The organism is Aromatoleum toluclasticum ATCC 700605, assembly GCF_000378245.1.
GTDB classification, from domain to species: domain Bacteria; phylum Pseudomonadota; class Gammaproteobacteria; order Burkholderiales; family Rhodocyclaceae; genus Aromatoleum; species Aromatoleum toluclasticum.
Genome location: NZ_KB899498.1, coordinates 44,709 through 69,987, shown reverse-complemented (window position 1 = coordinate 69,987; position 25,279 = coordinate 44,709). Strand labels below are relative to the sequence as shown.

20 protein-coding genes are annotated in these 25,279 nt (G+C 65.0%); 6 read left to right on the top strand and 14 right to left on the bottom strand.

What is annotated here, in order from left to right; translation table 11 throughout:
- The 8 genes from F464_RS0114645 to F464_RS0114610 all read right to left on the bottom strand — a co-directional run bounded on the left by F464_RS0114645 (position 1) and on the right by F464_RS0114610 (position 8,931).
- Positions 1 to 1,056 (bottom strand): phosphotransferase family protein, encoded by a 1,056-nt coding sequence (locus F464_RS0114645; protein ID WP_018990582.1) that lies wholly within the window; start codon positions 1,054 to 1,056, stop codon positions 1 to 3.
- Positions 1,053 to 2,327, bottom strand: coding sequence for an acyl-CoA dehydrogenase family protein (locus F464_RS0114640; RefSeq protein ID WP_018990581.1), 1,275 nt, complete (start codon positions 2,325 to 2,327; stop codon positions 1,053 to 1,055). The genes F464_RS0114645 and F464_RS0114640 overlap by 4 nt, the downstream gene beginning before the upstream one ends.
- 12 nt (positions 2,328 to 2,339) lie before the next feature.
- Complete coding sequence (locus tag F464_RS0114635) at positions 2,340 to 3,077, bottom strand: SDR family NAD(P)-dependent oxidoreductase (RefSeq protein ID WP_018990580.1); 738 nt, start codon at positions 3,075 to 3,077, stop codon at positions 2,340 to 2,342.
- A gap of 26 nt (positions 3,078 to 3,103) precedes the next feature.
- On the bottom strand, positions 3,104 to 5,335 hold the full coding sequence (locus F464_RS0114630; protein WP_018990579.1) for a CoA transferase: 2,232 nt from the start codon (positions 5,333 to 5,335) through the stop codon (positions 3,104 to 3,106).
- A 4-nt stretch (positions 5,336 to 5,339) separates the two neighbouring features.
- Entirely contained in the window at positions 5,340 to 5,981 is a 642-nt protein-coding gene (locus F464_RS0114625) for a carboxymuconolactone decarboxylase family protein (RefSeq protein WP_198292275.1), read from the bottom strand.
- A gap of 184 nt (positions 5,982 to 6,165) precedes the next feature.
- Positions 6,166 to 6,522 carry a hypothetical protein gene (locus F464_RS0114620; protein ID WP_018990577.1) on the bottom strand — a complete coding sequence of 119 codons (357 nt, stop codon included), beginning with the start codon at positions 6,520 to 6,522 and terminating at the stop codon, positions 6,166 to 6,168.
- A 37-nt stretch (positions 6,523 to 6,559) separates the two neighbouring features.
- Positions 6,560 to 7,591, bottom strand: a complete 1,032-nt coding sequence (locus tag F464_RS0114615; RefSeq protein WP_018990576.1) for a hypothetical protein — start codon at positions 7,589 to 7,591, stop codon at positions 6,560 to 6,562.
- Between the two features lie 65 nt (positions 7,592 to 7,656).
- Positions 7,657 to 8,931: a cytochrome P450 gene (locus tag F464_RS0114610; protein WP_018990575.1), complete on the bottom strand. Its 1,275-nt coding sequence runs from the start codon at positions 8,929 to 8,931 to the stop codon at positions 7,657 to 7,659.
- Positions 8,932 to 9,191: 260 nt separating this feature from the next.
- Here F464_RS0114610 and F464_RS0114605 point away from each other — a divergent pair, with 260 nt between their 5' ends.
- On the top strand, positions 9,192 to 9,845 hold the full coding sequence (locus tag F464_RS0114605; RefSeq protein WP_018990574.1) for a TetR/AcrR family transcriptional regulator: 654 nt from the start codon (positions 9,192 to 9,194) through the stop codon (positions 9,843 to 9,845).
- 33 nt (positions 9,846 to 9,878) lie between these two features.
- Here the strand turns inward: F464_RS0114605 and F464_RS0114600 are convergent, their stop codons facing one another.
- Together F464_RS0114600 and F464_RS0114595 are read right to left on the bottom strand one after the other, a co-directional pair.
- Positions 9,879 to 11,435, bottom strand: coding sequence for a phytoene desaturase family protein (locus F464_RS0114600; protein WP_198292274.1), 1,557 nt, complete (start codon positions 11,433 to 11,435; stop codon positions 9,879 to 9,881).
- Positions 11,436 to 11,656: 221 nt separating this feature from the next.
- Positions 11,657 to 12,346 (bottom strand): TetR/AcrR family transcriptional regulator, encoded by a 690-nt coding sequence (locus F464_RS0114595; protein ID WP_018990572.1) that lies wholly within the window; start codon positions 12,344 to 12,346, stop codon positions 11,657 to 11,659.
- A gap of 189 nt (positions 12,347 to 12,535) precedes the next feature.
- On the opposite strand from F464_RS0114595, the gene F464_RS0114590 reads away from it, so the two are divergent.
- From F464_RS0114590 to F464_RS0114570, 5 genes are all read left to right on the top strand, one after another.
- Positions 12,536 to 14,167 (top strand): ATP-dependent acyl-CoA ligase, encoded by a 1,632-nt coding sequence (locus tag F464_RS0114590; protein WP_018990571.1) that lies wholly within the window; start codon positions 12,536 to 12,538, stop codon positions 14,165 to 14,167.
- A gap of 35 nt (positions 14,168 to 14,202) precedes the next feature.
- Positions 14,203 to 14,595: a VOC family protein gene (locus tag F464_RS0114585; protein WP_018990570.1), complete on the top strand. Its 393-nt coding sequence runs from the start codon at positions 14,203 to 14,205 to the stop codon at positions 14,593 to 14,595.
- 14 nt (positions 14,596 to 14,609) lie between these two features.
- Positions 14,610 to 16,556, top strand: coding sequence for a putative bifunctional diguanylate cyclase/phosphodiesterase (locus tag F464_RS0114580; protein WP_018990569.1), 1,947 nt, complete (start codon positions 14,610 to 14,612; stop codon positions 16,554 to 16,556).
- Between the two features lie 178 nt (positions 16,557 to 16,734).
- Positions 16,735 to 17,373, top strand: a complete 639-nt coding sequence (ribA, locus tag F464_RS0114575; RefSeq protein WP_018990568.1) for a GTP cyclohydrolase II — start codon at positions 16,735 to 16,737, stop codon at positions 17,371 to 17,373.
- A gap of 329 nt (positions 17,374 to 17,702) precedes the next feature.
- Positions 17,703 to 18,260 (top strand): integration host factor subunit alpha, encoded by a 558-nt coding sequence (locus F464_RS0114570; RefSeq protein ID WP_408605233.1) that lies wholly within the window; start codon positions 17,703 to 17,705, stop codon positions 18,258 to 18,260.
- A 278-nt stretch (positions 18,261 to 18,538) separates the two neighbouring features.
- Here the strand turns inward: F464_RS0114570 and F464_RS28645 are convergent, their stop codons facing one another.
- The 4 genes from F464_RS28645 to F464_RS29955 are packed head-to-tail and all read right to left on the bottom strand — an operon-like array spanning position 18,539 to position 24,956.
- On the bottom strand, positions 18,539 to 20,872 hold the full coding sequence (locus F464_RS28645; RefSeq protein WP_018990566.1) for an EAL domain-containing protein: 2,334 nt from the start codon (positions 20,870 to 20,872) through the stop codon (positions 18,539 to 18,541).
- Positions 20,869 to 21,252, bottom strand: a complete 384-nt coding sequence (locus F464_RS0114560) for a response regulator (RefSeq protein ID WP_018990565.1) — start codon at positions 21,250 to 21,252, stop codon at positions 20,869 to 20,871. Before F464_RS0114560 ends, F464_RS28645 begins: the two co-directional genes overlap by 4 nt.
- Positions 21,249 to 21,644 (bottom strand): response regulator, encoded by a 396-nt coding sequence (locus tag F464_RS0114555; RefSeq protein WP_018990564.1) that lies wholly within the window; start codon positions 21,642 to 21,644, stop codon positions 21,249 to 21,251. Before F464_RS0114555 ends, F464_RS0114560 begins: the two co-directional genes overlap by 4 nt.
- Complete coding sequence (locus tag F464_RS29955) at positions 21,645 to 24,956, bottom strand: response regulator (protein ID WP_018990563.1); 3,312 nt, start codon at positions 24,954 to 24,956, stop codon at positions 21,645 to 21,647. It lies immediately after the preceding gene.
- Positions 24,957 to 25,279: the final 323 nt, after the last annotated feature.

The following is a 25,279-nucleotide window of genomic DNA, read 5'->3' as shown; positions in this document are numbered from 1 at the left end:
TCACGCCCGCACCTCGATCCCCGCGATCGCCGCTTCGAGCAGGCGCACCGCGGACGCATGATGCTGCGCGCCGGTTTCCGCCGGAGCCTTGCCTGCGCAGGATCGCGCATGGCTGGCCTCGAGCATGATGCCGAGCTTGAAGCGTGCCATCGCGACGTACCAATTGATCGCCGACAGATCGCGCCCGCTGCCCTGGCGATAGTGTTCGACGAGTTCGGCGGTCGAGGGAAGACCGTCGGCGGGCGCGATGCGGATGGTGCCGGCGCCCCGCCCGTCGCGGTCGGGCCAGGTCGCGACGAGCCAGCCGAGATCGAGCAGCGGATCCCCCAGCGTCGCTAGCTCCCAGTCGATGATCGCTGCAAGCGCGGGCCGGTCATGCCGGAACATCACGTTACCAAAGTGATAATCGCCGTGCATCAACCCCGGAACGTTGGCCGCTGGCACGTGCGCTTCGAGCCAGTCGGCCACCTCGCGCACGCCAGGCAGCGCCTGCGGCCCCGGCCAACCGGGCTGCTCCGCGCAGCGCTCGAGATGCGTGAGCCAGCGCGGTACTTGCCGCTCAAGAAACCCTTCCGGCCGCCCGAAGTCCGCCAGTCCGACCGCGCCGGGCGCGACCTCGCCCAGGCGCAGCAAGGCATCGACCATCGACAGCCCCATCGCATGGCGCCACGCCGGGTCGGTGACATAGGCCCCCCGGAGCGGCGTCGGCGTCGCTGTGAACCCATCCACCGGAGCCATCAGGTAGAACGGCGCACCGAGCACCGACGCATCCGTGCAGGCAGCAGTCAGGCGCGGGTGTGGTACCGCCGTGCCGGCAAGTGCTCCGAGCAACCGCGCCTCACGGAGAAAGGTCGCTTGGATCTCGGGCTTTGCGCCCGGCGGCGGGCAACGCAGGACGTACTCGGCGCCGTCCCGAAAAAAGCGCAGCAGGATGTTCTGCGTGCCCCCGGTGAGCGGCGTGACCGAGTCGATCGCCCCACTACCCAGCCCCTGCGCATCCATCCATTCGGCGAGTCGTCCGAGATCGACCTCCGCCGCCCACCCGTGAGCGCTCATCCCAGCACCGCGCTGAACTTCGCCCGTGCAGCGGCCTCGGCCGTCGGCCGGTGATAGTCGGGGAACAAGTCCTCGCAACCGGTGTACTCGCGCAGCAACTGTTTGGCGACGGTGATCTTGTGCACCTCGGTCGGACCGTCTGCGAGCCCCATCTGGTAGGCGCGCACGATCAGGCCGACGAAGGGCATCTCGGACGACACCCCTATCGATCCATGCACCTGCAATGCACTCGACGCGATGTCGTGCAGCACCTTGGGCATCGTCGCCTTCACCGCGGCGATGTCCTTGCGCACCTTCATGTAGTCCTGGTACTTGTCGATGCGCCAGGCAGTGCGCATGACCAGCAGGCGGAACTGCTCGAGCTGGATCCACGCATCGGCGATCCTCTCCTGCACCATCTGCTTGTCCGCGAGCAGCGCGCCCTGGGTGCTGCGCGACAAGGCCCGCTCGCACAGCGCGTCGAGTGCCTTCTGCGACTGGCCGATGACGCGCATCGCGTGGTGCACGCGCCCCCCGCCAAGGCGCACCTGCGCGACGACGAAGGCCTCGCCGGGCGCGCCGAGCATGTTCTCCGCCGACACCCGCACCCGGTCGAAATTCAGGTAGCCATGAGTCGCCTCGGGATCGTCAGGGACGCCGACGTTACGGACGATCTCGATTCCCGGCGTGTCGGCAGGCACGATGAACATGCTCATGCCTTTGTAGGGCGACACGGTCGGGTCGGTGATCGCCATGACGATGTAGAACGCGGCATAGCGAGCGTTCGACGCGAACCACTTCTGCCCCGAAATCAGCCAATCGTTGCCATCCTGTTCGGCTCGCGTCGTGAACACTTTCGGATCGGCGCCCCCCTGCGGCTCGGTCATCGCAAAACAGGACACGATGCGGTTGTCGAGAAGCGGCTCAAGGTAGCGCGCCTTCTGTTCGGGCGTGCCGTAGTGCGCGAGGATCTCGCAGTTTCCCGAATCGGGCGCGTGCGCGCCGAACACGATGGGCGCGAACAGCGCGCGACCGAGGATCTCGTTCATCAACGCCAGCTTGACCTGGCCATAGCCCGCCCCGCCAAGTTCCGGTCCGAGGTGGCAAGCCCACAGATTCCTGGCCTTCACCTCGCGCTGCAGCGGGCGGACCAGCGCCTCGAAGCGCGGATCGTGGATATTCCAGGGGCTGCCGAGGACATGCTCGAGCGGCTCGACCTCCTCGCGCACAAAGCGGTCGATCCAGTCGAGTTCCTGCTGGAATTCCGGGTCGGTCTCAAAATCCCATGCCATCTTCGATCTCCATCAGGCGAGCAGCAGGCCGCCATCGACCAGCAGGGTCTGGCCGAGCATGTAGGACGCCAGCGGCGAAGCGAGGAAGAGCGCCGCACCGGCCATCTCTTCCGGCGTGCCGAGGCGGCCGAGGGGAATATTCTTGAGCGATGCCTCCAGGCGCTTGGGGTGATCCGTCGTGATGCGGGTAAGCTTGGTCGCGACGAGTCCGGGGGCGATGCCGTTTACGCGGATGCCGTCGCGTGCCCACGCTTCGCCCAGCGTGCGGGTAAGGCCGTAGGCCCCCGTCTTGGAAGCGTTGTAGGCCGGGGTGCCGACCGTGGAATGGAAGGCCGCGGCCGAACTCACGATGATCATCGATCCGCGGCTCTCGGCGAGCATGTCGTGGAACTTGTCGCCGCAGGCCATGAGGCTCACGAGGTTCACGTTCACGACCTCCCGAAAGGCCGGCACCTTGAACTCCTCGCGGTTGTAGCGCACCGTGCCTTGCGCGCAGATCAGCACGTCGAGCCGCTCGAACGGCACCGGCGCGCTCGCCACCGCATCGGCGTCGGCCACATCCACTTGCACATACGCGAGTCCCTCGAGGTTCGAGTCGGACGAATCGGCGTAATCGGCGACGGTCGGTCGCGTGCCCCAGACATGGACGTTCGCCCCGCGCCGACGAAAGGCCTGCGCCATGCCGTTGCCGATCCCGCTCGATCCTCCCACCACGAGTACCGTCTTGCCGCTGAAGTCCAGTTCGTTCACGTGTTCGTCTCTCCTTCGTCCATGCCTCAGGGATTGGTCACGGCCGCGGCGACCATGCTTTGAATCTGCCCTTCGTCGAGCCCGACCGATCGCCACACCCTGTGGCTGTGCTCGCCCAGCGCCGGTGGTGCCCGGTCAAGGGCGAGGGGCAGGTCGCAAAAGTTCCAGTACGCGCCGACCTGTTCGAGGTGCCCATACACCGCGTGCGGATAGGCGACGTGCAGCCCCGCCCGTCGGCAGCCGTCGTCGTCGAGAAAGCTCAGGCCAGGGTTTTCGAGCGCGGGCTCGCAGGGCACGCCGGCGGAGGTCAGACACTCGCAGGCCGTCTCGCGGCTAAGCGCCGCAAACCAGGCCTCGCGATCGCTCCCGGCCAAGGCGGCGAGCGCCCGCGCTTCCTCGGGCAGCAGCGCGGCGACGGCCAGCCAGCCGTCCGCGCAGCGATACAGACGGTGATCCGGCGACACGCCGGTCTGCGCCGCGTCGAGGTGATCGATCGGGGACAGACTGCCGTCGGCGCGCATCACGGCCTCGCCCACGGTCAGTAGCGTCGCGCCGAGGAGCGATGCCGCCACCGCCTGTCCGTCGCCCGTTATCTGGCGCTGAAAATGCGCGAGCAGGAGTGCGAACACTGACGACAGCGCGGCAAAGTAGTCCCCGACGCCGAAGCGCAGCCACATCGGAGGCTTCCCCTCGCCGCCGCATTCCACTTCCCAGCCGCAGGCCGCCTGCATCAGCTGGTCGAACCCGGGCCAGTCCTTGCGCGGTCCCAGCGGACCGTAGGCGCTGATGTGGCAATACACGAGCGCCGGATTGATCGCCTTCAGGGTTTCGTAGTCGATACCCAGCTTGTGCGCGGCCGGCAGGCGGACGTTGTGATGAACCACGTCGGCCCAGCGCACCAGCGCCGCGAGTGCCGGTTGTGCGGCCGGATCCCCGAGCTTGAGCGTCGCACCGAGCTTGCCACGCTGCGTGCCGGCGAAGATCCGTTCCAGACGGCGCATTGCATCGCCACCGGGGGGTTCCACCTTGATGACTTCGGCGCCGAGGTCGGCGAGGAGCTGCGTCGCGAAGGGCCCCGCGAGGTAGGCGCCAAGGTCGAGCACCCTGAGCCCCGCGAGGGGTGCGCTCCCCGGCTGCCCCTTCGGCGCGCCGTCGAATGCTTGCGCGCGCGGGACGCTCCAAGCGGGGTCCGATTCAAGCGGCCGCAACCCGCCGCGCAGGCGCGGGGGAGGGTCGGTGGTGTACGCCGGCCCGGGTTCGAACACGCGACCGAGGATGGGATCATCCACCATCACGACAAATCCGTTGGCACGCGCCTGTTCGTCGCGGTATATCTCACCGAAAGGGGCCGCCACCTGTGCGGCCACGTCGTGCTGCCAGAAGTGTTCGACCCATTCGTGCGCGGGGCGCGTGGCAATGATTACCCTATTCGCGCCGAAGTTTGGCGCAACGTGGCTGGGCGGATATTTCGCGTTCTCGGCCGCGACCGCCTCGGGCCCCATCGCTACGAGCGTCTCTGCCATCCAAGGCGCCTTGTCCGGTGAGTAGTGCACATGGATCCAGCGCCCGTCGAAGCATCGGTGCAGCGGAATAGGCGTCGTCTTGTCGAGCCCTTTCGCGAACACCGGTGTCGGCGTCTCGGCGCGTGACCAGTGCATGCTCATCGGTGCGAGCGCGGCCTGGGCGAGGCTGGTGTGAGCCGCCCCGCCGCGCCCGTCGCGTCGACGTGCGATCAGACGCGCCATCACCCCGATGACGCAGAACCAGGCGGCGAGCCAACTCGCGAATGGCATGCGGACGAAGATCGGGCCCGGCCGATGACCAGGCTGCTCGTCGAGCAGACCCAAGCGCGCGAGCACGAGCGATTCCCGCGGCAAGGCCTCGGCGAGTGGATGCCGCGATGGCCAGCCGGTGATTGCCGAGACAACAAGCTGCGGGCATGCTGCAGCAAGCACGTCGTCCGCCAGCCCCAACGCTACCGCACGGCTGGGTATGAAGTCGTGGATCAACACGTCGGCGTCGGCCAGCAAGGTATGCAGACGCCTGCGCTCATCATCGCGATCCAGGTCGAGTTCGACCCGACGCTTTCCCCTGTTGAGAACGGAGAACAAGGCCGTGCCCTGCTCCGCATCGCCGCCCGGCGCTTCGATGCGGATGACTTCCGCACCCGCCTCCGAGAGCTGCAACCCGGCCGCCGGACCGGGGATGCCGCACGCGATCTCGATGACGCGGATACCGGCGAGGATGCCTTCGTGCATCGCCCTACTCCGCGTACGCCTGCTGCACATACGTCATGCGCCCACCCGCGAGCATCAGCGCGCAGAACATGTTCAGCTCGACGATCTGGGCGGTGGAAAAATGGCGGCCGAGCTCGGCGAATACCGCGTCGTCGATGGCCATGTAGTCGGCCGCAAAGAGCTCGGCGTATCGCAGCGCCGCCTTCTCGTGCGGCGAAAAACGAGCATCGTCCGTGCTCAGGCAGGCGATATCCTCCTCGCTCACCGCGTCGTCCTTGCGGGCGAGCTGACACGCCTTGCAGGTCGTGATCGAGGCGATCCTGAGCCGCACCAACTCGCGGAGGCGGCCGTCGAGCACCCCGTTCACGTGCATCGTTTCCAGGGTCGCGAGCCAGGCTTGGGCAAGCTCGGGGCGATGTGCCCAGACCTGCACCGGGACGGTGGAACTCAACATGCGGTTGGCGCCCCCCCGTGCCACTGCGTCGGCAAGCGGTGCAGGCAACGCATCGAGGGGAATGGGCTGGATTCTCGCCATGGTGGGATCCTCGGTCGGGATGAACGGGTTGCCCGGCGAGACGTGGTCAGAACGCTCAGGCAAGGCTGCAGAACTTCGACGAGCCACCCGACCCTGCATGAAGCGCTCGATCGCGGGGTCGAGCGGCCTCACCGATGCACAGCCTCTCGTCGGTATCTGTTCAGTTTTTGCATTTCTGTTCAAATATACGACTGAATCCCGTCCGAAACAAGAACGGCGTGATCTGACCGGGTGTCAGAACACGCCGCACCTGCCTCAGGATGTAGAGAGGACGCTCGCGATCGCGGTTTTTCCCGACCGTGCCGTTACTGCCCGTTCAGGGCTGACGAATGAAGTAGCGCACGTGGAGCTTGCCGCCCTCGTCGAAGCAATAGAGCTCGATGGTTTCGATCGTCACATCGGTCCCCTTCACCCTGTTGCGGTTGTGACAGGCCGCCTCGCAGCCATTGATGATCATCGCGACCTCCTCGATGCCGATCTTGGCGTTCTGCGCGGTCCACATCGCTTCAAGCACCGGCCACCCGTCAGCGGACGGTCGACCGACGTATTCGATGGTGAGACCGCCTGGTGCGACTTCGCGGTAAGCAGCCAGAAAACCTTCCTTGTCGGAGGCGTTCCATCGCGCAAGCTGTGTGTGCAGGAAATGCTCGATGACCTTTGCGTCGATGCTCATGGTGGTTCCTTTTTCGTGTCTCGTGTTCATCGAACGGTCAGAGTTCGCTGCCGCGCACATTGCGCGCGCTGCCGTTGCGGCGGTCCGATTCGCCCCAGGCCATCCAGCGATCCGGCTCGCGCGTATCACCCACACGCCTCCAGCGGCCCTCCTGTTGCGCGGTGATCGGGAACCCGCCGACGAAGTCCATCATTTCGCCTTTCGGATCAGGCAGGAACTCCCACTCCTCCCGGCCATCTACCACGATGCGGGCAGTTTCGGCGAAATAACTTCCCTCCTTGTGTCGCACCTCGCCCTCGATATCCGTCGTGCAATAGATCTCGCCCTTGTGGTTCTGGAAGATCGCGTAGCCCAGATTCTCATGGCCGACCATGAACGAGCCCGCATCCCAGGTCCCGTCCTTGTAGATCGTCGCGAACGACCACCAGATGACGTGCATCTTGTGGTTTACGACGAGGTCCTTTTGGAAGTGAATGGCACCGCCGTCGGCCATCCACGCCTGGTCGAGCGCGATGACGCCCTTCACCGGACGCCCCTCGCAGATGCCGGACACGTCGTAGAGTTGCGACACGTAGAAGGTGCCCCAATCCTCGCCGGGCAGGTACCACTGCATGCCGTTGCCGATAAGCGGCCCGCCGATGTCGAGAAGACCCTCCTCCTTCCAGCTGAAGCGCTCACCCGACGCGGTAATCAGCCACGGCTCGCCGGATTCGCCGTCCAGGCTGGACCAGCAGGCGGTATCGCCTTCCAGCCAGCGTTTAGGGAACATCGTCATCGCGCGAGGCAGGATCCTTTCCTTGTCGACGCGGATGTGGCGCTCGTCAATCCGGGTGGACTGATAGATGAACTTCGTCGGGTTGGGGGAGCTGCCAGGCGCATTTACGGCACGGACGAAGGAATAGATGTGCCCTTCTTCGTCGCGCACGCTGCCGAAGGGCATGTGCTTGGTGAGCTTGAGCCCGAAATGATCACGCAGGTCCGCGAGCTTGGCGCCGCTGACTTTCTGCGGTCCGACCAGGCATTGATAGGCGAAATCGCCCCGTTGGGGAACGGTCTTGAAGATTCTCATCGTTGAATTCCGGAAGAGGTCGGGAAGCCGCCCGTGCACGCGACGGGCGGGAACGGTGCCCGGGTTCAGTCCCAGATCACATGCACGTGGGACGCGCCGCGCAGCTGGGCACCTTCGATGACCGGTGCGGGCTTGTCCGGGTCCAGCCGCAGGTTCGGGAAAAGATCGAGGATCGCGTTGATCGCGCAATTGAGTTCCACCTTCGCAACGAACTGCCCGATGCACATATGCGGGCCGAACCCGAAACCGAAGGAAGGCTTGAGCTTGCGGTCGATGTCGAACTGGTCCGGATTCTCGAACACCTCCTCGTCCCGGTTCGCCGACACCACCATGCACTGCACGAACGACCCCTTGGGGATCTTTACGCCGTGCAGTTCCACCTCCTTGGCCGTCTCGCGCACCTTGAAGGTCGCCACCGGTTCATAGCGGACGGTTTCGTCGATCAGCTTGGGCACCAGCGAGCGGTCGGCCCTGACGCGATCGACCAGCCCCGGCGTCGTCAGCAACAAGGTCATGACGGAACTGAACGTGCGCGTGGTCGTCTCGCCAGCCGCCGGCAACAGCGAGCGCACAAAGGTGATGACCTGGTGGTCGTCGAGCCTCTCGCCCTCGTATTCGGCGCGCAGCAGGCGCCCGATGATGTCGTCGCCGTGGGAGCCCTCGGCGCGGCGCTTGACCACCACCTCCTGGATGGCGTCATAGAGCAGTTTGACCGCAATCCCGGCATTACGGCGCGCCTCATCGATCTTCTCGGGGTCGACCTGGTTGCCTCCGACCATCGCCAGGGTCCATGCCGCGTATTTCTTGTACCTCTCGGTGTCGTCGGTCGGGAAACCCATCAGCGCGTACATTTCACGGATCGGGAAGTACAGGCCGAAGTCCATCAGATCCGCCTTCTTCTGCGGCACCATCGGCTCGAGGAAGTCCTTGCGGATCACGTGATCGATCTGGCCCCGCCACTTGTTGACCGTATCCGGCATGAAGGCCGGTTGCAGCAAGGCCCGCACGCGCCGGTGCTGCTCGCCGTCCATCGCGAGAATGATCAGGCCATCGAAGAATGCCCCCAGTCCCTCGGCAATGAATCCGTTGGTGTAGGTGTCGGCATCACGCAGCACGTTCATCACGTCCTTGTAGCCGAACAGAGCGAACGTGGGCCGAGTGCCCTGCTTGAGGCCGGCGTTCGTCGGCACGCCGAACTGCTTGATGAAGTCCCCGACGTAGATCGGGGACTTGCCGCGCATCTCCCGGCACGCGGCGTGAATGTCGCCTTTGCCCTTGTAGGTTTCCGATACGGCCGTGTATGCGGTTTCGAGGTCGAGGTTGAGGATATCGGTGCTCACGGTTGTCTCCTGTGTGGCGCCCGTTGCTGCGGTTATCGAGAAACAACCGCCAGACACATGCGCATTTTTTGCAAAAGTGTCCACATCCTAACCATCAAATCGAAGCAGTGGCCGATTCGACAGCGACTGTCGTTTGACCTCGAGTCAACTGCGCTAAGCTTCGCGGACAACGAGCGGAAACGAAATCTCCCAACATGCCCAGCTCTTCCCGAAACCCGAGCAAGTCGACCGAACGCGCAGCACCCGATAAGAGGGAGACCTTGCGCCGCATCAGCGCTGCGGCGCGACGAGAATTCGCCGCCAAGGGACTGGCGGACGCCCGCATCGACGATATCGCCCAGGCCGCCGGCGTCACAAAACAGCTCGTTTATCACTACTTCCGAAGCAAGGAGGAACTCTTCGCCTGCGTGCTGGAAGACTCGTCCGCGACGACCATGGGCGAACTCGTCGCGGTAGAACTGGATCACCTGGCGCCGCGTGACGCGCTGCGGGCACTCCTCAACCACATGATCCGGCCCTATTGCGACCCCATGCTGAGCGCGCTCGCACAGGAAGGGATCCGCTACCACGAGAGCCACGCCACGCCGCGCAACAGCTTTGTCGACCTCGCTCCCGAGCTCAAGCGCAAGATGCGCAGCGTCCTCGCGCGCGGGGCCGAAAGTGGCGATTTTCGTGCGAACGTCGACCCGGACCTGTTCCTCGCCGCAGCCGCGCAGGTGACCACCAGCGCCTTCGTCAGCCGCTACACCGTCGTCACCCTGTGCGGCCTGGACGTGGCGAACGCCGACGACGCGGACACATGGCGACGCTTCGCGGTCGACTTCGTGCTGGCTGCCGTGGAGCGCGAGCGCAGCGCCCAGCATCCGCTCACGCGGCCGGACGCCCCGGCGAAGACACCGCCCGACGCGGCCTGAGAGAGCCGGCCCCCTTGCGCGACGCGCGCCACCTCAGCGTGCGAGGAAACGGTTCACCCGACAGGCGGCGATGCGTCCCGGCAAGCCGTTGACCCCACCACCCGGGTGGATGCCCGCGCCTCCGAGGAAGAGTCCTGCAACCGGCAGACTGTCCCCACCCAATCCCGCCGCCGGCCTCATCATCGCGGAACGCGTGGTGCTCGTATCCACATGCACCACGCAGCCGCGATGCACATTAAGCCGTTTCTCCAGGTCCGGCGCGGCCTCGACCCGACGACCGATCTCGAATTCCTTGAGACCCTGCATGTATTCGGCGGCCTGGTCGATGACCGTCTGCCCTACCCGGTCCCTGATGGCATCCCATCCTTCGCGCGGCTCGACCGGCGTCGCGACGGGATAGAGGTAAGCCACGTCCTGCCCCTCGGGCGCCTGCCCAGGGTCGACAGCAGTCGGCACCGTGATCCACATGTAGGGCAGCTTCGACACCTCGCCGCGCGCGGCGCAGCGGAAGTTGTCGAGCACGGCGTCGGAGGTGCCGATCAGGAGCACGCTCTTGCGCAGACTCAGCCCGTCGGCCCGCAGGGCTTCGACGCGGCGGTAGTTCACCTGGCCACTGAGCGCGACATCGACCTTCAGTGGCGAAGCCCCGTGGCCGTTGGCCGGCGCAAGCGCTACGCGAGTAAGCGTGCGCCGATCGAGCGCCCCGGGCGTAACCATTTCCAGCGCCATCTTCGGGTGGATCGACGCCACCACGGCTTTCGCCGACAGCACACGTCCGTCCTTGAGCCGCACCCCCTTCGCCCGACCATCGCCGGCAATGATCTCCGCCACCGGCGCAGACACCAGAATCTCCCCACCCAGCTCGCGCAACCGGGCTGCCAGTGCATCCGACAAAGCCTGAGTCCCGCCCACGGCGCGACCCAGCCCGAAGCGATGGATGAAGCCCAACAGCGCGAAGTAGATCCCCGTCGCGTCGTTCGCGATGGGTCCGGCCGCGCCAAGCAGGCAGGACAGCGCCGACTGTACGACCGGATGCTCGAAGCGCTCCATGATCGACGTGTACGCCGGACTGCCGATGAGGGCCATAATTTCCGGTTTCAGATGGCGGTTCCTGAAGACCGCCTTCAGGGCCTGCCATTTCGCGCCCAGGTTGCGCTGCGCGGGGTCGACACGCATCATCGGGATGGCCATGTCGATGAAGGCATCCACGAGCTTCATCAGCGCCAGGAACTCCTCCGCGTCTCGGGACGAGAAGCGCCGGATCTCCGCCGCAGTCTTTTCCGGCTCGCGCCAGAACACCAGCGAATTGCCATCCGGATGGACGTACACGTATCCCGGGGACATTTCGACCTGACGAAACCCATGGCGCTCGAGTTGCAGCTCCTGCGGCATCATGGGATGAACCCTGAGCGACATGAGATCAAGCGCGCAGGGGTTGATCAGATGCCGGGGCGCCTCCGGTATCAGGTAACCGCTGGAGGCCATGCCGCCGATCTTCTCGCGGGCCTCGATGACGATGACACGTTTACCTGCCTCGGCCAGATAACAGGCGGCTGCCAAGCCATTGTGCCCGCCACCGACGATCGCCACGTCATAACTGTTTGCGCCACTCATTCTGTCTCCCTCCGGGGTGTGCCGGATGCGCTTGTTGGTGAAATGCGTCCGATTCGACGAACCAACCGATTGAAGCACAGCGCCCCGGCCGGACACGGCGGGGCGGTTTGACGCGGAGTCAAAGCGCAGTGGAAGACGGACGGATGCCGCACACCCGCTCGCCCGCTCGCCCGCAGCGGCGAGCGGACGCGGCGTGCTCAGCGGCGGGAAACGCGGCCCTGCATCAGCATGGCGAACATCCGCTCGAGGCGGCGCGGCAGGCTTCGGCGCTCAGGGCCGGCGGGGACGAGAATCTCGCTGAGGATGTATCGGACCAGCAGCTCGCAGGTGAGCTCGCGGTCGATCTTGATTCCCGCACGCGACTCCCACGCATCGAAGACCGGCCCAAGCACGTCCTGGAACCGGATCACCGAGTCGGGGAAGATGCGCTGCAGCCAGCGCATCGCGTACTCCGGAGCAACGACGAGCAGCCGTCGTGCATTGCCGCGCTCAAGGTAATCATCGACGAATCGCAATACGGCGTCGAAACGCTCGTCCGGATCGGCATACGGGGCAGTCGCCTCGATCAGGGCAGCATGGAAACGATCGCGCCGGTGACGTGAAAACGCGTCCAAGAGATCGTCCTGCGACGAAAAATACCGGTAGAACGTCCCACGCGAGATGCCTGCGGTCTGACAAACGTCGAGGATGTTTACCCGGTCTGCTCCGGACTCGAGAACCACCGCTTCGGTAGCGTCGAAAATGCCCAGGATCGTGCTTTCGGACCGCCTGTTCCGGCGAACCGCCTTCACGGCCTTGACCGGCGCCGGCTCCGCGCCCTCCTTCGCAGGGGCGGTCGCGCGAGGCTTCTTCACCTTTGCCTTTGCCGCCTCGACTGCTTCCGCCATCTCCGCTCCCCGAGAATTCACCGATCGGTGATTGTAGCGTGCCCCAACCGCACGAACATCCGCCCCCCCATCAAAATGATCATTACGCTTCCTTATATTTGACAGTTTTTCAATTTGTGTTTATGTTTTGCCATCACAACGAAAGCTGCACATCACCCCAACACGGCGAATCGGGACAGGAGACATCACATGGCAGGCATGGGCAATCAGGAAACCTGGTCGGTCGGCCCACAGGATACGGTCATCGCGGCACTCGACCGTGCAGTTGCAAAGCACCCCGAGCGGGTGCTGCTCGACTTCGGCGGCGAGCTTTACACTTACGGCCAGGTCGACCAGCTTTCGACGCGCCTCGCCCACTCGCTCGCAGCATTGGGCGTCCAGGCCGGGCAGACCGTCCTGAGCATGCTCGACAACAACATCGATGCAGTCGTGGCCTGGCTCGCCATCAACAAACTGTGTGCCGTGAGTGTTCCCGTCAACACTGCGCTGCGGGGCGAGTTCCTCCGCCATCAGATCGCGGACTCGCAGGCTGCAATCGTGATCTGCGAGGCGGATTACGTCGAACGCATCGCGCAGGTGGCGGACGGATTGCCGGAAATGCAGCTGATCCTTCACCGCGCCCACCTCACCAAGATCCCGGAGTGCCGCGCCCGCATCGCGCCGCTGGACGAGCACCGCGGCCGGCGCGACGACGCGATCGAGACGAAGCCGAATCCCTGGGACCTCGCCTGCATCGTCTATACGTCGGGCACCACCGGGCCGTCCAAGGGCTGCATGCTGAGCTACAACTACATGTGCAATCTCGCCCGCCTCCAGCTGCGCGCGGGACCGGCAACCGAGAATGACGTCACCATCACCCCGCTGCCGCTTTTCCACATGAACGCGCTGTGTGTCGGCATCCTCTCGAACATCATGGTCGGCGCCCGGGTCGCGATCGTGCAGCGCTTCTCGGTATCCAATTTCTGGCCCGAAGTCGAGCGCAGCGGCGCCACCATCGCGTCGATCCTCGGCAGCATGGGCGGACTGCTCGCCCAGGCGCCGGACAACGAGTCGATGAAACGTTGCATCGGACAGATCCACACCGTGCGCGGCAATCCCTTCACCGAGGAATCGAAGAGGATCTGGCGCGAACGCTTCGGCGCCAAGCAGGTGGGCGGCAATGGCTACGGCCTCACCGAAGCGAGCGTCATTACCTCGCTACCCGGCGGCGAGTACGCAGCGCCCGGCTCCTCCGGGAAGCGCATCCCCGATTTCGACGTGCGCATCGTCGACGACCTCGATCGCGAGCTTCCGGCCAACACGCCAGGCGAGATCGTCGTTCGCCCCCTGCGCCCCGACATCATGTTCATGGGCTACTGGGGACGCCCCGCCGACACCATGAAGCTGCTGCGCAACATGTGGTTCCACACCGGCGATATCGGAAAATTCGACGAAGAAGGTTTCTTCTATTTCGTGGACCGCAAGAAGGACTACCTGCGCCGGCGCGGCGAAAACATCTCTAGCTTCGAGATGGAAGCCGCCTTCGCAGCGCATCCGGCCATCGAAGAAGTTGCGGTCCACGCCGTGCCTTCCGACAAGGGCGAGGATGACGTCAAGGTCACCGCGATTCTCAAGCCCGGCAGCGCCCTCATGCCCGAAGAATTGTTCAAGTGGGCAATCGACTCCGTTCCCTATTACGCCCTCCCCCGCTATATCGAATTCCGCAGCTCGATGCCGAAGAACCCGCAGGGCCGGGTGCTGAAGTACCAGCTGCGTGAAGAGGGCAAGACGCCAACGACCTGGGATCTGGAAGAGACCGACATCAAGGTCAGCAAACGCTGATCCCCATAAGGCAGAAAAACGGAGAGGAAGACACCGTGAGCATCTTTACCCACGTCACGCTCGGGACGCGCGACATCCCGCGCGCGAAGACCTTCTACGACCAGGTTCTCGAACCGCTGCAGTTCAAGTGCCTGCTTGAGCTCGAAGGCAAGGCCTGCGGCTGGGGTATCGAGGCACCGCAGTTCATGATCCTCTACCCCCGTAACGGGGAGCCTGCCACTACGGGTAACGGCATGACCATCGGCCTCGCAGCCCCGAACCGCGCTGCCGTGCGCGAGTTCCATCGACGCGCGCTTGAACTCGGGGGTACCTGCGAAGGCGCCCCTGGCCCCCGACCTTTCGCGCCGCATGCCTACGCCGCATACATACGCGACCTCGACGGAAACAAGCTCGTGGCCTCCTGCCGCAAATCTGAAGAAGAGGGATAGGCTGTCTATACTGAATGATGAGTACGCCAGCCAATGCTCAAATCACACGACCCAACGCTTCGGCGACGATAGCCGACAACGAGAAGGAACTGCTTCGCGTCAACCGCGCCCTGAAGACGCTCAGCGCAGGCAACAGGACGCTGTTGCGGGCCAGCGATGAGGCCGAACTGGTGAATGCGATGTGCCGCGTCATCGTCGAGCAAGGCGGCTACCGCATGAGCTACGTCGGCTACGTCCAGCACGATGAGCGAAAATCCGTCTCCCTGGCGGCGTTCGGTTTCGACGACCACTATGAGCAGGAGGAGGAGACGCTTCGAAACCTGTATGCGAGCTGGGCCGACAACGAGTTCGGTCACAGCGTGACCGGTACTTCAATCCGCACGGGCAAACCGTGTATCGTGCGCCACCTGCTGACCGACCCCGATCACGCTCCGTGGCACGCGGAGGCGCTTCGCTTTCGCTACGCATCCGCCAGCGCCTTTCCGCTGCACGTCGACGGCGAGGTGATCGGCACCCTGGGGATTGCGGCCTCGGAGCCGGACGCCTTCGATGAGGCGGAGGTGAAACTGCTCGCGGAGTTGGCCGACGATCTCGCTTACGGCATCAGCAACCTTCGCTCGCGGCTTCGCCGCCAGGAGGCTGAAGCCACCATTCACCGCATGGCCTACTGCGATGCGCTGACCGGTCTACCCAATCGGGCGAGCTTATGCGAGCGGTTCGAGTCCGTTCTTGCTACCGCGGTTGCGCAGAACCAGCCGCTCGCGCTCATGATCGTGAGCCTCGACCATCTACAGGAAGTCAATGACACCCTGGGCTACGCTCAAGGCGATCGGCTCATCCAGACATTCGCGCGCCGACTGATCGAGGCCAAGCTTGCTGAAACAGTCGCCCGGGTGGGCGAAGGCGAATTCGCGCTGCTGTTGCCGAATGCCGATTCGGCTCGCTCCTCCGCGACGGCACAGCAGCTTTCGAAGTTGTTGCACACCTCGATCGACGTCGAGGGGTTGGCGTTCGATGTACACACTCACACCGGTCTGGCCCTGTTTCCCGGCCATGGGGCGGACGCGGAGGTGTTACTACGACGCGCTCGCGTGGCGATGCGCGATGCGATGCAGGCCGGTCGGGACTACGCGGTCTTTGCACCGGCGCTCGATCAGGAAGCCTCGCGCAGGCTGGCGTTGATGGGGGAGCTGCGCCACGCGATCGAGAGGCACCAACTCGCGCTCCAGCTTCAGCCCAAGCTGCACCTGGCTTCGGCAGCGATCTGTGGCGCCGAGGCACTGGTTCGGTGGAAGCATCCACTGCTCGGCCAGGTCCCGACGTTCGAGTTCATCACGCTCGCGGAACAGGCGGGAATGATCACCCCCGTCACTCACTGGGTCCTCGAAGCGACGTTCCGCCAGCGCTACGCGTGGCACATGGCAGGAATCGAACTGCCGCTGTCGGTGAATCTCTCGGCGCACGATCTGCGCGACCCGACGCTGCTCGACAAGCTCAAGGGCCTGGTCGAGACCTGGGGAGCCCAGCCAGGCTGGATTCAGCTGGAGCTGACGGAGAGCGCGCTGATGGTGGACGCCTCGGCCGCGGTCGAGATCCTTCACTCCCTGAAGTGGCTGGGTTTTCAACTTGCCATCGACGACTTCGGTGCCGGCTATTCGAGCCTGGGTTATCTGCATCGCCTGCCCGTCGATGCCATCAAGATTGACCAGTCGTTTGTCATCCCGCTGGTACAGAGCGAGGATTGCGCGACCATCGTCAGCTCGGCCGCACAGATGGCGCACAAGCTGGGCTTCGAAGTTGTGGCAGAGGGCGTGGAAAGCCAGGATGCGTTGCGGCGCGTGACGGAACTGGGATGTGATATCGCGCAGGGCCATTTTGTGAGCCATCCGATGGCGGCCGACCAGTTCGGGGCGTGGCGGGCCGCTTCGCCCTGGTCGAGCCCGGCTTCACTCGCGCACTGAGCCCGCGCGGGGCGTTTTCACCCATTGCGCGATGCCCGGCAAAGACTCACATAGATCTCAACCACCTCGGTTGCACCGACCGTCAATCGCCGATCCTGGCTGCTTTTCCCGATACCGTCGCACGTCCGGCGGTAGCGCGACGTCCGGCCGGGCAGCGCGGAGCCAACAGGGAATTAGCATGCAGAACAAGTTCAACGAAACGGACAAAACGTCCGGTAGCGAGATCCTCCACGTCGCCGCGTGTCACTTGCCGACACCGTGGGCGACATTCGAACTCCACGGTTTTGAAGAAGTCGCCAGCGGACGCGAGCACGTCGCCCTGACGCTCGGCGCGGTGACCGACGGGGCGCCGGTGCTCACCCGCGTCCATTCCGAATGCCTGACCGGCGACGCGTTGTTCAGCCAGCGCTGCGACTGCGGCCCGCAGCTCGAAGCGGCGCTCGCCGCAATCGCCACCGAAGGCCGCGGCGTGCTGCTGTACCTGCGCCAGGAAGGCCGCGGGATCGGGCTGCTGAACAAGATCCGCGCGTACGCGCTGCAGGACCAAGGCGCCGACACCGTCGAGGCCAACGAACGTCTCGGCTTTCCCGCGGATAGGCGCGACTACTCGGTCGCGGCGGCGATGCTGCGCAGCCTCGGCATCGCGACGCTGAAGCTGATGACGAACAATCCCCGGAAGGTGCACGCGCTGGAGCGCTACGACATTGCGGTCGCCGAGCGCGTCCCCCACATCATCGAGCCGAACCCCCACAACGCCGGCTACCTGCGCACGAAGGCGGAGCGGCTCGGCCATCTGTTCCCTTGGCCGGAAGCTTGATCGGGGCGCATGTGTGCTCTGGACATTACTGCGCGAAGGCTGAAACGCCCTTTCCTCTCGCACGGCTTACGCCCCTGCCCGCCCGATTTGACTATGCGAGATGGGCGGCAATGTCTTCTAGCTTTGTGTCGGTATAGCACCGGATTGCAGGACAGCAAGCGACGTTTTTGGGTGGCGAAGGCCAAATGCACAAGTTCGTGAGCGCGATTCGCGTACGGTGCATCGATGGGAATTTCTAGGCCGTTGTATCTATCGGACGGCACTGCTCACATCAACGCCGTTCCTTGTCTTAAGCGTTGTGCTGATGGACCCGCTTTCCGAAAGTCATAGTGGGCGACGTCGATGATCCGGAGCCGGTCGGATCGCGCGATCGCTCGCGGCTGGCCTGCTCCCGCCGGCCGGTTCAGTCCGAGCGCCGTCCGACCTACCCGATGGCGCAGGTAGGTTCCCGGTCGTGCGCCTATGGCAGAATTCGGGCATCCCACTCACAACACGCGTACAAGGGCAGAACCGCCATGACCTTGACCAGGGTCGACCTGATACAACGCATCATCGACACCATCGGCCTCAACAAACGCGAGGCGAGCGAACTGACCGATGCTTTTTTCGAGGAGATCAGCGCGGCGCTTGAAAAGGGCGAGGACGTCAAACTGTCCGGCTTCGGCGGTTTCCAGTTACGTGACAAGTCCTCGCGCCCGGGGCGCAATCCCAAGACCGGCGAAACGGCCGTGATCACCGCACGCCGCGTTGTGGTGTTTCACGCCAGCAACACGTTCAAGAAGAACATTGAGGCACGGATGCCCGCGTCTGACAAATCATCGCGCGGCCTTCCCCGCCCTGTCGGCATGTTGGACGCCGTCGAGCGCGAAGCCGACGAATTTGCCTGACTTCGAGCCGACCAGCCCGCCTTGGCCGGGCAAGGCCCCGATTCACCCTGTCTGGTACATCCTTGATTACGTCGCCAGCGAGTACGCACTGCCCTATACGTACGTCCATCGCCTAAATAGCACAGCCGACAACAAGGGTGTTGTCGGCTTCGTGCGCGCAATGAAATCTACATTCGTCGTGGTAGAGGGCGCAAAGCGGAGTCCCATGTCACGTGCGGAGCGCAAATCCGGCGACACTTGACAGGCAAGGGCGCCCGACACACGCCCCTTTCGCGTCTTTAGTGGCGACCGTGTGCGGTGGCCGATCGCGCCGGCGACGGAATCGAGGCGGCGAGCACGGTCGCCAGTCTCTCCGTCAGCACACGATTCTGCTGCGCCAGCTCGAATATCCCGAAAGCCTCGTCGATGATTGAGCGTATTCCCTCGTCCTCCCAAGGCTTGGTCAGAAACTTGTAGATTGCCCCGTGGTTCACCGCTTCGATCACCGCGCCGAGTTCCGTATAGCCTGACAGCACGATGCGCACGGTGTCCGGATGCAGGGCCTTCACGCGGCGCAGAAATTCGGTGCCCGACATGCTGGGCATGCGCTGGTCGGACACCACCACGCCGACAGGGTGCCGGGCGAGCAACTCGAAGGCTTCGTGCGGGCTGGTAGCGGTGAACACCTGCACACGCTTGCGGTGGAACACTCGGCGCAGCGCGTTTAGTACGTTGGGCTCGTCGTCGACCACCAGCAGGATGCGCTTGCCTTCCGTCGCGGCGTCGCCCGACGCCATGCGGCGCCCGTCGCGCAACAAATTGACGAAAGCGTCGCCGGGAAGCGGCGGACTGAACAGGTAGCCCTGCATGGCTTCGCAACCGAGGCCGCGCAGGTACCCGAGTTGCCCCTCCGTCTCGACTCCTTCAGCGATCGCCGTCATGCCGAGGCTATGCGTCATACCGACGACCGCGCGGGCGATCGCGCTGCTGTTGGGATTACTTGTCAGATCGGTGACGAAGGAGCGGTCGATCTTGATGCGATCCACGGGCAGCCGCTGCAGATAACTCAATGACGAGTAGCCGGTGCCGAAATCATCGAGCGCAGTACCGATGCCGTCACTGCGTAACTCACGCAGGCAGCGAATCACGCTGTCGGCATCCTGCAGGACAATGCTTTCGGTCAGTTCAAGCTCGAGCAGCCGCGGATCGAGGCCGCTGCGGTCGATCGCGTGGCGCGCCACGGCACCGACGTCGCCGTCGCGGAATTGGCGCGCGGAGAGGTTCACGCCGACCCGCAAAGGCGCACCGCCGGACTCCTGCCAGTCGCGGCAGCTGCGGCAGGCCTCGTCGAGCACCCATTCGCCGACTGCGCCGATGAGCCCATTGCTCTCCAGCACCGGGATGAACTCCAGCGGCGACACCAGTCCGACGCCGGGCCGATTCCAACGCAGCAGGGCCTCGGCGCCGATGACCTCACCGGTAGCGAGGTCCACCTGCGGCTGGTAGTGCAGCAGGAACTCGCCGCGGTCGAGCGCCCGGCGCAGGGCTGCATCGAGATCGAATCGCCGCAGCGAGCTGTTCGCCATTTCACCGGCATAGAAACAGTAGCTGGCATCGGCCGTACCGCGCCGACGCCCCGCCGCCACCACGGCCTGGCGCAGCGTCTCCTCGGTCGCCCCGTCACCCGCATGGAGCGCGATGCCGACAAAAGGGGCGGCATACAGATCCTGCCCCTCGATGCGCAGGGCCGGTGCGAGCAGTTCGCCGATCCGCAGCGCAACCGTCGCGGCCATGGCACGGGTCTCCTCGTCTGCGGGTAGCCCCGGAACCCATAGCGCGAATGCGTTCTCGGCAATGCGTGCGACGCCGGCCTGCTGAAGGCCCGCCTCGAGCCGACGCGCCGCCTCCCGCGCGATGAGAACGGCTCCGCCGGGACCGAAGAGGCGCGCAGCATCGTGGAACACGCCCAACTCGACGACGAGGATGGCGAGGCGCTCGCCACGCGTCGTCGCCTCGCACAGCCGCCGCTCGCACAAAGCACGATTGGGAAGGCCGGTATGGGCATCGTAATAGGCGAGGAACTCGATGCGTGACTGATCGGCGACGCGCGCCTGCTCGCGATGCAGTGCGGCGAGCGCGTAAGACACATCCGCCGCGACTTCGTCGAGCAGGCGACGGTCAGCCTCGGTGAACCCCTGCGGCTGCTGCGTGGCGATGCCAAACGCTCCGACCAGTTCCGTTCCGTTGTGCAGGGGCAGCGCTATGCTTGCGCGCAGGCCGGCGTCGCGGGCCAATGCACGCCAGCCCGCCGCGGATGCGTTGGCCCCAAGATCGTCGAGGCGGCAGGGCTGTCCCGCACGCAGCGGACATTCATCGCCGCAAGCCGCGCACTGCGGCGAAGGCACGCTAACGCCGGCGCGTGCATTGATGCGTGGCCGGTTTTCGCCCGGCTCAAACAGCCCGATCCAGGCAGCAGCGAATCCCCCTTTCTCGACCGAAATGCGGCATGCCTCCGCGAACAGCGACTGGACGTCGTCGCTGCGCACGATCGCCCGGTTCACCGCACTAAGCATCGCATACAAGCGGTTGAGATGCTCAAGCTCCCGCAGCGCAGACGAATCGTCGGACATCATCGTTTCTCCAGCAGGCGCCCGAGGCAGGTACGCAGAGTCCAGCGTTCGACCGGTTTCCCAAGCACGTCGACCACGCCGGCGGCGGCCAGGCGCGCGCGCGAGCCCGCATCGTCGATCGCCGTCACGGCGACGATCGGGATGGTCTGTGTCGCCGCATCGGCGCGCAGTCGGCGCACCACTTCGAAACCGTCCATTTCCGGCATCATCAGGTCAAGCAGGATGACCGCGGGCGGTTCGGCGCCGACCGCTGCCAGCGACTCGCGCCCCGAGCCCACGCTGACGACCCGGTAGCCCTCGCCGGCCAGCATGGCTTCGAGCACGCGCCGGTTGCGCGGATCGTCATCGACGATCAGCAGATACGGGGTGTTGGGTGTGTTCATGATCTGCCCCCGGGGTTGTTCTCATTGTTGTTCTCCAGCGCGCGCGCGACTTCGCCCAGCAACTGCTGATAACGGATGGGCTTGGCGATATAACCGTCGCAACCGGCCTCGCGGATACGCTCGGCATCGCCCCGCATCGCGAAGGCGGTGAGCGCGATAACTGGAATGGCGCGCGTCGACGGGTCGTCTTTGAGCCGGCGTGTGGCGGTGAGACCATCCATCCCGGGCAGCTGTACGTCCATCAGCACGAGCGCCGGCTGGCGCTCTTGCACCAGCACCAGCGCCTCGTCGGCGCTCGTCGCGCACAATACGTCATGCCCGCCCTGCCCCAGCACGAAGGCAGCGAGCTTCATGTTTGCCGGGTTGTCTTCGACGAGCAGGATGGTTGCCATCTAGATCTCCGGATGCCGCTGCAGCGCGCGCCGGACCTCCCCGACGAAGCGTCCGTGGTTGAAATGGGCCTTGCCCACGATCCTCTCAACATGGCCGTTGAGCGCTGCGCGATCTTCCGCCGTCAATTCCTTGGCGGTCAATACCATGATCGGGATCGTCGCGGTAGCGGAGTGCGACTTCAGGCTTTCGACCACCTCAAAACCACTCATCTCCGGCATCAGCAAGTCGAGAATGATCAGCGCGGGATGCTCGCGCTGCGCCCCCTCGACCGCTTCAGCGCCGCTGTAGGCGCGGCTCACCGCAAATCGCGCCTGTTCAAGGTGGCTCGCGACGATTTCGACCGCATGCGGATCGTCGTCCACCACTAACACCCGCCGCGGCCGCCCCCCATCTTCGACGAAGCCCAGTCGTCCCAGTGCGTCGAGCAGTTCTTCACGACCGACTGGCTTCTGCAGCACGTCGGCGGCGCCCAGCGACAGGCCGCGCCGCGTGTCGGCGACCACCGAGATGATCACGACCGGCGTGGCGGCGCGCGCAGGATTACCCTTAAGGCGTGCGAGCAGTTCCCACCCATCAACGCCGGGCAGAAGGATATCGAGGATGATCAGATCAAACTTCGTCTGGGCAAGCAGCTTCTCGGCGATCTCGCCCGTCTCGGCCTGCACGGCCTCGAGACCTTCGTCCTCGAGTTGACTGCGGATCAGCCCGAAGGCCGCAGGATCGTCCTCGACCACCAGCACGCGCGAACCCGACGGCGGCACGGCCACCACCCGCTCCATGGCCTTCGTTTCCAAAGGCAGAGCGGTCTCGCGCACCGGTAGCCAGACGAAGAAAGTGCTGCCCTCGCCGGGGACGCTATCGACCGCCACGGCGCCGCCGTGCAACTCGATCAGCTTGGCCACCATCGCCAATCCGAGGCCGGTGCCGGCGTAGCGCCGCGACAAGTCGCTGTCGACCTGGGTGAAGGGCTGGAAGAGCTTGCCGAGGTCGGTGCCGGCAATGCCGATGCCCGTGTCGCGCACGGCGATCTCGACGAAGCGGCTGAAGGCGCCTTCCGCGACCCCGCGCGCACGCCCCGGCCGGTCCGCGAGGGCGGCCTGTACGTCTGCGGTTCCGCATAGTCGGGCGCTAACGCAGACTCGACCGCCGTCGGGCGTGAATTTCACGGCGTTGGAGAGCAGGTTGTAGAGAATCTGTTTGAGCTTGCGTGGATCGGCGACCAACTCGGTGGGACTATCACCCAACTCCAGCTCGAGGGCCTGCCGATGCGCGTTGGCCTGTTCCTTGACCACGGAGAGGCTGTTGCGCAGCACTTCGCCCAAGAGCACCGTTTCGAGCTCGAGATCCATCCGCCCCGCCTCGATTTTGGATAGATCCAGGACGTCGTTGATGAGCGCCAGCAAGTGCCGCCCGCTGCCGAAGATCTCCTCGCAAAACTCGAGTTGCCGCGGCGCGAGCTCGCCGGCCATACCGTCCTTGAGAATTTCCGAGAAGCCGATGATCGCATTGAGTGGCGTGCGGAGTTCATGCGACATCGTGGCAAGAAATTCGGACTTCAGGCGATTAGCCTCCTCAAGCTGGGCGTTTTTTGCGCCGATCTCCTCACCCCGCGCGCGCAACTGGGTCGCCAGCAGTCGCACGTCTTCGTACTGGCGCAGGTTGTGCAGCGCGACGGCGAGCTGGGCGCAGAGGCGCCCGATGAAAGTCCGGTCCCGATCGTTCGGCACGCGCGACGCGAGCAGAACCATGAGGCCCAGGCGGCTTTCCTGATAGACCACTGGAGCGATCACGACGGCCGCCGGCACGAGGTCGACAATCCCCGCCTCAAGTGCGAACCCTTCCGTCGTGGCAGGGGACTCGACGACGACCACCTCTCCGCGCCGCGCCGCCTCGCCGAGCAGGCCCTCTCCGGCGGTAAAGCGGCGGGCGAGCCGGGCGGAAACGCCATACCCCGCCTCGAAGGCGTAGTCGCCGTGCCATTCGTCAAACGCGTACACGGCACCGGCGGGGTAGGCAAAACGCTCGGCGAGCAGCGCCAGCACCGCTGCGAGCAACGCTGGACGGTCATGCAGCGTGTTCATCAGGCGCAAGGCCTCGCCGTGCCCGATGTCGTAGTTCGCCCCCTGCACGAGTTCCCGGTTGGCCTCCTCCAGCGCGGCAGTGCGCTCGGTGACGCGGCGTTCGAGATCGCGGTTGAGCGCGGCGAGCTCTTCCTGGCCGCGCCGGGTTGCCGCAAGCGCGTCCTGCAGCGCTGCGGTCGAATCATCGAAGGCGTGAGCGAGCTGTCCGAGCTCGTCGGGCGAATGCGCCAAGCCACTGCGTGCCGCAAGGTCGCCGGTACGCAGCCGGCCGGCCATGGCGGTGAGGCTCTGCACCGGGTGCACGATCATACGCCGGCTGCTCGCCGCCGCCGCAGCGAGGGCGAGGACAACAATCAGCGCAAGCCACCCCATCCGCTGGGCGAGCCGCACCCAAGCATCCGCCACCAGATCCTCCCGGTCGATGCCGACAATGGCGTAGAAAACCGGCTCCTGCCGTGACCGCACCGGCGCGAAGGCATGTAGCCGGAAATTGCCGTCGAGGCCCTTAAGGTCGGCGAGACCCTCGCCGCGCGCAAGCACCTCGCGGATCAGCGGCGCCTCGGGAAGTTGGCGGCCTACCCAGCGCTCGCCATCTTCGCCGCTGCGGGACACCACCGTGCCCGTGCGATCAATCAGCGTCAGGCGCGCATTAGCCGGCAGACGGGTGTCGGTAACAAACTCGGCAAAGGCTGCGGTGCTCATCGGCGCGATGAGCACCGCAGCGACGGCGACGCCATCGCCCGTCAGCGGATAAGCGAGATTGATCGACGGGCGCCCGGTCGCGCGTCCGATCTGGAAGTCGCCGACGGCAAACTCGCGCGTCTCGAGGGCGCGCTGGAAATAGGGGCGGCCGGCGGCGGTAATCGCGCTACCGACGGGCCGCGACCTGCACCGTACCGGTCCCTCGGGTGCCGCGACGCTGAGCGCGAGAAACTCCGGCAGCACCGAGTGGGCCCGCGCAAGCAACGCGGCGCACTGCTCGGGAGGCAAGTTGCCGAGCTCACCTGCCTGGCCCAGAGCGAGAAGGGCCTGGCGCAACCCACCCAGATGCTCCTCAATGCGCAGCGCCGTATTGGACGCAATACGTTGGGCGGTAATACGCGCGCGCGCCTCGGCCTCACGAAAGTCGTTCCAGCTCCAGTAGGCGAGCAGCAGCAGTAGCGGCGATAGCGTGAGCGCAACCACCACCTGCAGGCGGTTGGCCAGACCGATGGGCAGACGAGCAGTCACGGACTAATTTCCCTCCGGCTGAAAGTCCAGCATTGTTGGGCACCGAGGAAAAAAATGGGCCAAGCGATACGCGCCACCTGTCCCGGTATCATGAAAATCCCGAGGCTTATTGCTTTCAATTAGCGTTTTTATTTTCATGTTATGCCCATTTTGGGCTGCGACGGACCGCAGTAAAGAGATTCGCGTGACAAATTCCGCGCCGGAGGGTGCGCGGGAACGCCGCTCTTGGTAACGCCCGTCGCACGGGGGATCGAGGTCCCCCGAGACCACCTCACATTCTCGTGCGCCGCCCTCGTCATGCAACAATGCTCTGCGCCACCGTC